Annotated in this window: 6 protein-coding genes; 4 read left to right on the forward strand and 2 right to left on the reverse strand. The window is 41.9% G+C overall.

Annotated features, from left to right (window positions below; genetic code table 11):
* On the reverse strand, window positions 1-2,068 hold a 2,068-nt coding region (locus tag WAK81_RS02100), incomplete at its 3' end, for a TonB-dependent receptor (protein ID WP_422195488.1).
* A 636-nt stretch (window positions 2,069-2,704) separates the two neighbouring features.
* Here WAK81_RS02100 and tig point away from each other — a divergent pair.
* The 4 genes from tig to WAK81_RS02120 all read left to right on the forward strand — a co-directional run bounded on the left by tig (window position 2,705) and on the right by WAK81_RS02120 (window position 7,064).
* Window positions 2,705-4,036: a trigger factor gene (gene tig, locus WAK81_RS02105; RefSeq protein ID WP_422195489.1), complete on the forward strand. Its 1,332-nt coding sequence runs from the start codon at window positions 2,705-2,707 to the stop codon at window positions 4,034-4,036.
* A gap of 194 nt (window positions 4,037-4,230) precedes the next feature.
* The gene (gene clpP / locus WAK81_RS02110; protein ID WP_004647427.1) at window positions 4,231-4,836 is read left to right on the forward strand and encodes an ATP-dependent Clp endopeptidase proteolytic subunit ClpP; all 606 of its coding nucleotides are present in this window, start codon (window positions 4,231-4,233) and stop codon (window positions 4,834-4,836) included.
* Window positions 4,837-4,865: 29 nt separating this feature from the next.
* Entirely contained in the window at window positions 4,866-6,176 is a 1,311-nt protein-coding gene (gene clpX, locus WAK81_RS02115) for an ATP-dependent protease ATP-binding subunit ClpX (RefSeq protein WP_004278407.1), read from the forward strand.
* Between the two features lie 171 nt (window positions 6,177-6,347).
* Window positions 6,348-7,064 carry a DUF2846 domain-containing protein gene (locus WAK81_RS02120; protein ID WP_422195490.1) on the forward strand — a complete coding sequence of 239 codons (717 nt, stop codon included), beginning with the start codon at window positions 6,348-6,350 and terminating at the stop codon, window positions 7,062-7,064.
* 68 nt (window positions 7,065-7,132) lie between these two features.
* Here WAK81_RS02120 and WAK81_RS02125 read toward each other — a convergent pair whose 3' ends face one another.
* Window positions 7,133-8,659, reverse strand: a complete 1,527-nt coding sequence (locus WAK81_RS02125; protein ID WP_422195491.1) for a fumarate hydratase — start codon at window positions 8,657-8,659, stop codon at window positions 7,133-7,135.
* Window positions 8,660-9,402 lie beyond the last annotated feature (743 nt).

Consider the following 9,402-nt stretch of genomic DNA (forward strand, 5'->3'; position numbering starts at 1 on the left):
GCACGCCAGCACCTAAGGTGAGTTTAGGCAGGACCTGGTAGGTGCTCCACAAGTTGGCGCTGTGTTTGGCCACGAATGGAAGCGGACGACCTTCTTGGGCAACACTATTGTAAGCCGCTTTGGTTAATTCGCTATCTAGATAGCTATAACCCAAAGCCATTTCCCACTTATCGGTGATATGACCGGTTAAGCCCAGCTCCAAGCCATCTACTTTACTTTCACCGGCATTGGCTGTGGTGTTTGCATCTACGGCAATACGCGTATTCTGTTTTTCAGTACGGAAAATAGCGGCAGTCGCATTGGCACGGTTATTCCAAAGACTCCATTTGGTACCAAGTTCATAAGTACGCGCTTCTTCTGGGTCCAAAGCCTGATTGGATGCTGAAAGACCATCCACGTCTGCATCCATACCTACAGGGTTGGCAGCAGTTGCGTAGCTGGCATAAATACTGCCATGTTCGCTCGGACGGAATACCACACCAGCTTGATAAGAAAAGAAATCAGAGTCGTTGTTGTAAACAGTTCCGGCAGGAGTTGTCGTACTACCCGCAGTGTAATCTTTATTGAATTTTAATTCGGTATCAAATTTATCCCAACGTACACCTAGATTGAGTAACCAGTATTTATTGAACTCGATACTGTCCAAGGCATACAGGGATACAGTTTCATTGGTGGAGTTTCTTTGCTTGGTATTCGGTGTTGTTGTTCCTAACCAAGGATCATTTGGAGTAGGATTGTTCAGATCTGTACACCAGCCATTAGAATTTGTACAAGTTGAATTAAAACCAGAGGTTGTAACTTGAGCAACACCATCTTTAGTAATGTAACCCGGATAGGTCATATTGTAGGTGCCACGGTCGGTTTCTTCGTGGCTATATTCTGTACCCACGTTGAAGCTATGGGTCAGAGCACCTGTTTTAAACTTGCCGGCCAAGGATAATTGATTGGAAAATGCTTCAGTTTCACGAATAGACTGGGTGGCACGACGGTAAACTTTACCATTATAGATGTTGCCTTTAGAGTCATCCGGGTTGGTATAGATGTAATCGGCTTCTGAATGGCTAAAAGTGGCCGTATTGCTCACGGTCAGGTCATCATGAAAATCATGTTCGAGTTTTAAAGAACCGATATGGTTTTCGCGTTTGTCAAAATCACGATCTTTCCAGCCATAGTACGAGCCTGCTTTGACATCAACAGGTTTTCCATCGCCTTTCACTGCATCTAAAGGAATATGAGATTTACGGGTAACCCCATCATTTTCATAGATATTCGAGTTATTAAATGGAATACCTGAGTCCGGTTCATCATTGCTTTTAATGAAGTAATAACTCAAGGTTGCACGGTTTGGGCTACCTAGGCCGAAAGCGATGCTTGGTGCAAGGCCGACGCGCGCATATTCCGCACCATTTGCTTGGCCCGGTTTTTCATGTTCATGACCCATCACAATCACACGACCCGCGATGCCATTGCCGAAGTCTTTGTTAGCATCCAGTACGATTTGTTTATAATTATCAGTACCGCCTTGTACGCTACCTTGATATTCATCACCTTCATGAGCCACTTTTGGAATCATGTTGATACTACCACCGATCCCGCTTCCGCCCGTCAGTGCAGAGCTAGAACCTTTAATTACTTCAATCTGTTCGATTGCAAACATATCACGCGTTTGAGTGGTTGAATTACGTACTCCATCAACATAAATTGCACTTTGTCCGTTATAACCGCGGATATAAGGAATATCAGTATACGGAATACCTCCTTCACCTGCACCCAGAGTAATCCCTGGTTCATTACGTAAAGCTTCTTGCAGCGTATTTGAATTGGTTTCTTTGAGCAATTTTTGTGAAAGTACAGAAACTGATTTTGGAGTATCGCGTAACGGTGCAACGAATTTGCTGTTGGCAGACTGGTCTACTTTTAGGCTCGATTCTTGTTCAGCTTTTACCTCTTGATGGATTGTATCAAGTTTGATCACATTTTCGTCAGCAATCGCATTTGCTGCCATTAAAGAAAGGGAAGAAGCAATTGCTGAAGATACAATCTTTTTGCGAGTCTTTATGTAGTTCATGATAAGAGGATTAATCTAAATTCAGGTACGCAAATAATAATTATTATTGTTATCATTGCCATGTTTTTGTGATTGGTATTGTCGATAGTTTTAAAAATAAAATTGGAAAGTTGAATGTAATAAAGTAACAAGTCCATCTTAAATGTATGTTTTGAATGAAAATTGATAAATTGGCAGAAATCTTTACATCTGATTGGTAATAATAATACTCATTTAAACTTGTAAATTCATATTTTCTCGAATAGATGAATTGCCTTGGTCCTGCCGATACCTTTTGTTAAATAAAAAAGCAAACTGCAAAGGTATTACTCATCATGAAACGCTATCCTGAAAACTTTAGAAGCTTAGTATAAGTCAGCACGGCTAGGTTTGAATGTATGAGGTCTGAATGCAAAAGTTATGAAGCACAGATATTTTGCTGCAGCATCATCTTAATAGCCGGGTGAGTCGAAATCCGGTGCAAGGCGCGGCCTTGGCCATAATCCTGCTCTGTTTAAGTTTTTAAAAGCGCAATATCCCGCAAAAGCGACTGAAAAGAACTGGAACTCGAGCGTATTTTTTGTATATCTCTAAATGTTGTCATATAATGTGGCACATTTTTATAAACCTGTTATTACCTAATATATAGAGGAAGCCATGCAAGTAACTTCTGAAGCGGTTTCGGGCGTTGCCCGTCGTTTAAATGTTTCTGTACCGACGAGCCGTATTAATGAGCAATTTGAAGCTCGTTTAAAACGCACTGCTAAAACTGCGAAGATCAACGGCTTCCGTCCAGGTAAAGTACCTGTAAACGTAGTTCGTCGTGAATACGGTGCGGGTATCTACCAAGAAGTAGTAAACGATATTATTCGTGACACAGTTTTCGAAGCGATCCAGCAAGAAAAAATCAATGCTGTGGGCATGCCAAACATCGAAAAAACTGAAATGAAAGACGACGCGCTGGTATATACAGCGACTGTTGAAGTTTATCCAGAAATCGAAGTGAAATTCGACGGCTTGGAAGTTGAGCGTAAAGCAGCTGAAGTAAACGACAAAGACGTTGAGAAGATGATTGAAAATCTTCAAAAACAACGTGCTGCTTGGGCTGAAACAAAAGGCATGGCTAAAAAAGACATGCAAGTAACTTTTGATTTCGAAGGTTCAATCGACGGCGAAAAATTTGAAGGCGGTTCTGCGGAAGACTTCAAACTAGTACTTGGTTCTGGTCGTATGATCCCTGGCTTCGAAGACGGTATCGTTGGTATGAAGAAAGGCGAAGAGAAAGTTATCGATGTAACTTTCCCTGAAGACTACCAAGCTGAAAACCTTGCTGGTAAACAAGCTCAATTCAAAATCACTGTGAAGCTTGTTGAAAAACAAAAACTTCCAGAAATCGATGCTGAATTCCTGAAAATCTTCGGGGTATCTGAAGAAGAAGGCGTTGAGAAATTAAAAGCTGACGTTCGTAAAAACATGGAACGTGAAGTGAAGAACGGCCTTCGCAACCAAGTGAAAGGCGCGACTTTCGATGCACTTGTAGCTGCAAACGAAGTTGAACTTCCAGCTGCTATGCTTGCTCAAGAAATTGACCGTCAACGTCAACAAATGATCCAGCAGTTCACACAGCAGTTCGGTGCTCAAGGCGCGAAAGCATTTGATTCAAGCATGCTTCCAGACGAATTGTTCAAAGAACAAGCTGAAAAATCTGTAAAACTTGGCGTACTTGTAAGCCGTGTTTTAGCTGATGCGAAAATCGAAGTAGATGCTGCACGTGTTGAAGCGTACATCGAAGACATGGCTTCTTCTTACGAAGATCCAAATGAAGTGATTGAATACTTCAAAAACGATGCGCAACAGCGTGCTCAAATCGAAGCAGTTGTACTAGAAGACCAAGTTGTTGATTACATTTTGGCTTCTGCTAAAGTAACTGAGGCGACTGTAAGCTATGAAGACTTATTGAAAGAGCAACAAGCTCGTCAACAAGGCTAATTTAGCTTTCGATAAAAAAGGCGCTTAATGCGCCTTTTTTTCATATTGATGCCTGAAAAAAGCATTTCTGTTTTTCACAAAACTAATGCAAAAAATATAATGGATTTGTTGGCGAATTTTTTGCAATTTCAGTGATTATCCCTCATATTGTGATTATGGGTTAGGTCACAAAAAATTTAGGAATAAATAAACGTATGTATGTTCCAACGATTGAAAACGCTTTAGTGCCAATGGTGGTAGAACAATCCTCTCGTGGTGAGCGTTCTTTTGATATTTATTCACGCCTTTTGCGTGAACGTGTAATTTTTATGACGGGCGAAGTTGAAGACAACATGGCGAACCTGATTGTTGCGCAAATGTTGTTTTTAGAGGCGGAAAATCCAGATAAAGATATTCATCTATATATCAATTCACCAGGCGGTTCGGTAACTGCGGGTATGGCGATTTATGACACCATGCAGTTTATCAAACCTGATGTCGTAACGTACTGCATGGGTCAGGCAGCATCAATGGGTGCGTTCCTGCTGAATGCCGGTACCAAAGGCAAGCGTTATTGCCTTGAAAATGCCCGTGTCATGATTCACCAGCCATTGGGTGGTTTCCGTGGTCAGGCTTCAGATATTGAAATTCATGCACGTGAAATCCTGTTTATTAAAGAACGTTTAAACCGTTTAATGGCTGAACATAGCGGTCAGGATTACGAGAAAGTTGCACGTGATACAGACCGTGACAACTTTATGACTGCTCAGCAAGCGAAAGAATACGGTCTTGTGGACGAAGTTTTAACTAAACGTCCATAAGTTTTAAAGATTGAGATAGTGGAGTAAATATGTCCGAACATCCTCAAGGACAAAAGCATTGTTCATTTTGCGGTAAAACGCAGTCTGAAGTCGGGAAGCTGATTGCAGGCGAGGACGCATACATTTGTAACGAATGTGTGGACGTATGCTTAGATTTGGTTCAAACCAGTCAGCAGGTGGAAACCAATGATTGGGCCAATCGTCCTTTGCCGAAACCGCATGAAATTCGTGCGGCCTTGGATCAATATGTGATTGGTCAGGACGTTGCGAAGAAAACCTTGTCAGTAGCGGTTTATAACCATTACAAGCGCTTGAAAGTGCAAAATAATGGCAAGAAAGCTGATGATTCAGTCGAGCTTTCAAAAAGTAATATTATGTTGGTTGGTCCGACAGGATCGGGCAAAACCTTGCTTGCACAAACGCTGGCACGTCTTCTTGATGTTCCATTTGCGATGGCAGATGCAACGACACTGACCGAAGCTGGTTATGTGGGTGAAGATGTAGAAAACATCGTACAGAAGCTTTTGCAAAAAGCAGATTACGATGTGGAAAAAGCGCAAAAGGGGATTATCTATATCGATGAGATCGACAAGATTACCCGCAAGTCTGAAAACCCATCCATCACGCGTGATGTATCGGGTGAAGGTGTTCAGCAAGCATTATTGAAAATGATCGAAGGCACGGTTGCATCAATTCCGCCACAAGGTGGACGTAAGCATCCCCAGCAGGAATTTATTCAGATTGATACCTCGAACATCCTGTTTATCTGTGGTGGTGCATTCTCAGGACTTGAGAAAATTGTACAGCAGCGTCAGGAAAAAGGTGGCATCGGCTTTACTGCAGAAGTGCGTAAAAAAGATGAAACCAAGAAGCTGTCTGACTTGTTCCGTCAAGTTGAAGCAACTGACCTGGTAAAATTTGGTTTGATTCCAGAATTTATTGGTCGTTTGCCAGTAATTGCCACTTTGGACGAGTTGGATGAAGAAGCACTGATGCAAATTCTGACTGAACCGAAGAATGCGTTAACCCGTCAGTATCAACATCTGTTTGATATGGAAGATGTGGATCTGGTTTTTGAAGAATCTGCATTACGCGCAGTGGCTAAGAAAGCAGTTGAGCGTAATACAGGTGCGCGTGGTCTACGTTCAATTCTGGAAAATTCATTGCTGGAAACCATGTATGACTTGCCAAGCCGTAGCGATGTCGGCACTGTCGTCATCAATGAAGCCGTGATTAAAGGTGAAGCAGAGCCGGAATACCGTGCCGAGCGTCAGCCACATGATCAGCAAGAGACAGCAACAAAAATAGATTTAAAGGTCGTGAATAGCAAATCTGCTTAATTGCTATTCGTCCGAAACGTGCGAAAACTCCGTGTTTTCGCACGTTTTTTATTTCCAAAAATAAAGCTCGGTGTTAATCTGATTCACTAGGCGTGGATACCTAAAACTTATAAAAAAACAAATCGCAAAGCACTTGCATACAAAAGAATAAAGACGCAGTGAGGGATAAGCATGCGTGGAGTCGCAATTGTACTCATCAGCAGTTTGGCATTGCTGGGGTGTCATGGTAAGAAAGCCGTCGTTGAGCCTACACAGCCACTCAGCACTTTAAAAAATATCGATCTTGAAAAAAAACCGGGCTTCGTCGAGCAGCATCGTATCGGCATGTTTACCATTGGCGGTTGGGTCAATCAAAAGCAGGGCAACCAGTTTCAGACGGTGAAACCGCAGCATGATGAAGCAGCCATCGTGTATTTATACCGGCCCGATTCCAGATGGAACCGTCAGGAAATTGTCGCTGCCAGTCTGTTTATCAATCAAGAGCATATTCCAAGTTTACTGCACAACCATTATTACTGGATTGAAGTGCCTGCAGGAACGTATCGTTTGAGTACCAGTCGACCGCTAGGCGCGCTGCATTTCCAGAAGCCTAAATATCTGGATTTTGCTGTTGAAGCAGGACAGTCTTATTTTATTAAATATGATGAAGAGAATATCAGTACACGCCGGAGTGTTTCCGGACCGCTCATGCTGATGCCGGAAAAAGTTGGCCTGAATGAAATTGCTTTTACTCAGCTAAAATCAGACAGTTTTAACTTTGTGGCACAAGATCAGGAAACAGGCCAGATTCGTAAAAAAGCCCAAAAAATTGAACCGACTGCTTATGATCCATCATTAGATGTACAGTTGAAAGCACCTTTTAAACTTTGGGATCCACGTACCTGGTAATTGATATTTTATTGAGAAAATATAATAAAAAAGCACCCATTCAGGGTGCTTTTTTATTGCAGTCAAAATTAGCCCGCAGCAGCGTCAACTACTGGAATCTTGCCAATTTTTGCTTGCCAGATTTTAGGTGCAGTCGCGTGAATAGAAGTACCATTCACATCAACTGCTACAGATACCGGCATATCTTTTACGACAAACTTGTAAATTGCTTCCATACCCAGGTCAGCAAAGGCAACCACTTCAGCTTCACGGATGGCTTTAGATACTAGGTAAGCAGCACCACCGACAGCCATGAGGTAAGTCGCCTGGTTATCCTTGATGGCTTCAACGGCAGCAGGACCACGGTCCGCTTTACCGATCATACCGAACATGCCAGTTGCTTCAAGGACTTGGCGTGTGAATTTATCCATACGTGTAGCTGTTGTTGGGCCTGCAGGGCCTACAACTTCATCACCGACTGGATCGACTGGACCTACGTAGTAGATAAACTTGCCTTTCAGATCAACAGGAAGTTCTTCACCGTTATTCAGCATGTCGACCATGCGTTTGTGCGCAGCATCACGGCCAGTGTAGATTGTACCGTTTAGAAGAAGCGTATCACCTGGTTTCCAGGTATTCATTTCTTCTTGAGTAATCGTGTCGAGGTCAACGCGTTTAGACGTTGAAGAGTCCCATGTTACTTCAGGGTAGTCTTCAAGTTTTGGTGCGATGATGTTGGCAACACCCGTACCATCAAGTGTGAAGTGTGCATGACGAGTCGCAGCACAGTTCGGGATCATACCAACTGGTTTACCCGCAGCATGACATGGGTAATCTTTGATCTTAATGTCTAGAACAGTGGTTAAACCGCCAAGACCTTGTGCACCAATACCCAAAGCATTTACTTTTTCGAAGATTTCGATACGAAGCTCTTCCATTTTGCTTTGTGGACCACGACGAAGCAATTCGTCCATGTTGATCTCTTCCATCAATGCTTCTTTGGCAAGCATCATGGCTTTTTCAGCAGTACCACCGATCCCGATCCCCAGCATGCCTGGTGGACACCAGCCTGCACCCATGGTTGGAACAGTTTTCAGTACCCAATCCACGATTGAATCAGACGGGTTTAACATTGCCAGTTTAGATTTGTTTTCTGAACCGCCACCTTTGGCTGCAACAGTGATATCTACTTTATTACCAGGTACAAGCTTGTGGTAAATCACGGCAGGGGTGTTGTCTTTGGTGTTCTTACGACCAAATGCAGGGTCAGCAAGTACAGATGCACGAAGTACGTTAGAATTTTCTAAGTAACCTTGGCGTACGCCTTCATTGATTGCATCATCCAGGCTCATGGTTAAATCGAATTTAACGTCCATGCCCACTTCAACAAATACGTTGACGATACCGGTATCTTGACAGATTGGGCGGTGGCCTTCTGCACACATGCGTGAGTTAATTAAGATTTGTGCGATCGCATCTTTAGCAGCTTTGTTCTCTTCACGATCATACGCACGGCTCATCGCTTGGATAAAGTCTTGTGGATGATAGTAAGAAATAAACTGAAGCGCATCTTTAACCGATGTGATCAAGTCATCTTGCTTGATAATAGTTGTCATACAAATATCTCTTGAGCGGGCTGATAGCTAGCGGGCTAAATTATAAGACAAAAGAATCGGGTTGTGGGCATTTTGGGCATGCATTGGCCGAAAGTTTATAGTTTAAGCAATCTGAGCAAGGACTTTAGCTATTCCATGGGGCAAATATGACAGCAAGTTGTCATATTCGGTGTCATATTTCAGATAAAAAATATGCATAATTTTGATGATTTTGTTTTAAGTAATTGAATTTAAATATTTATTTAAAATTTAATAAAAAACCAGATTGTCATATAACTGTCATAAAACTTTTACATAATGCAGCTATTGAAACGGGAGATCCTAACAATGGTTACAGGTATTTTGATGGCAGCTGGTTTTTGTGTATATATCGCTGCAACTTGGATGTACGGTCAGAAAGAAGATCAAGCCTAAGCTTTATCTTCTTTTTTTATTTTAAGGCCTCAAAGAATTAACCTATTTTCAAATCTTCAAATCTTCAAATCTTCAAATCTTCAAATCTTCAAATCTTCAAATCTTCAAATCTTCAAATTTCAGATCTTCAAATCCAGTTATAAAAATATTTGAAAACTCAAATTTAAAAAGTATCTCTCTTATAGCTTACTCAAGCCATGTTGACTATTTACATTTTTAACCCAGAAAAACTCAAAGCCTGAAAACCCTTACACATGCAGCATTTTTTATTGCTTAGACTGTTTCTCTCAACTTCTAGAAACAGGCAAGTAGAATGAACAATTTTAATG

This window comes from Acinetobacter sp., assembly GCF_049284435.1.
Lineage (GTDB): Bacteria > Pseudomonadota > Gammaproteobacteria > Pseudomonadales > Moraxellaceae > Acinetobacter.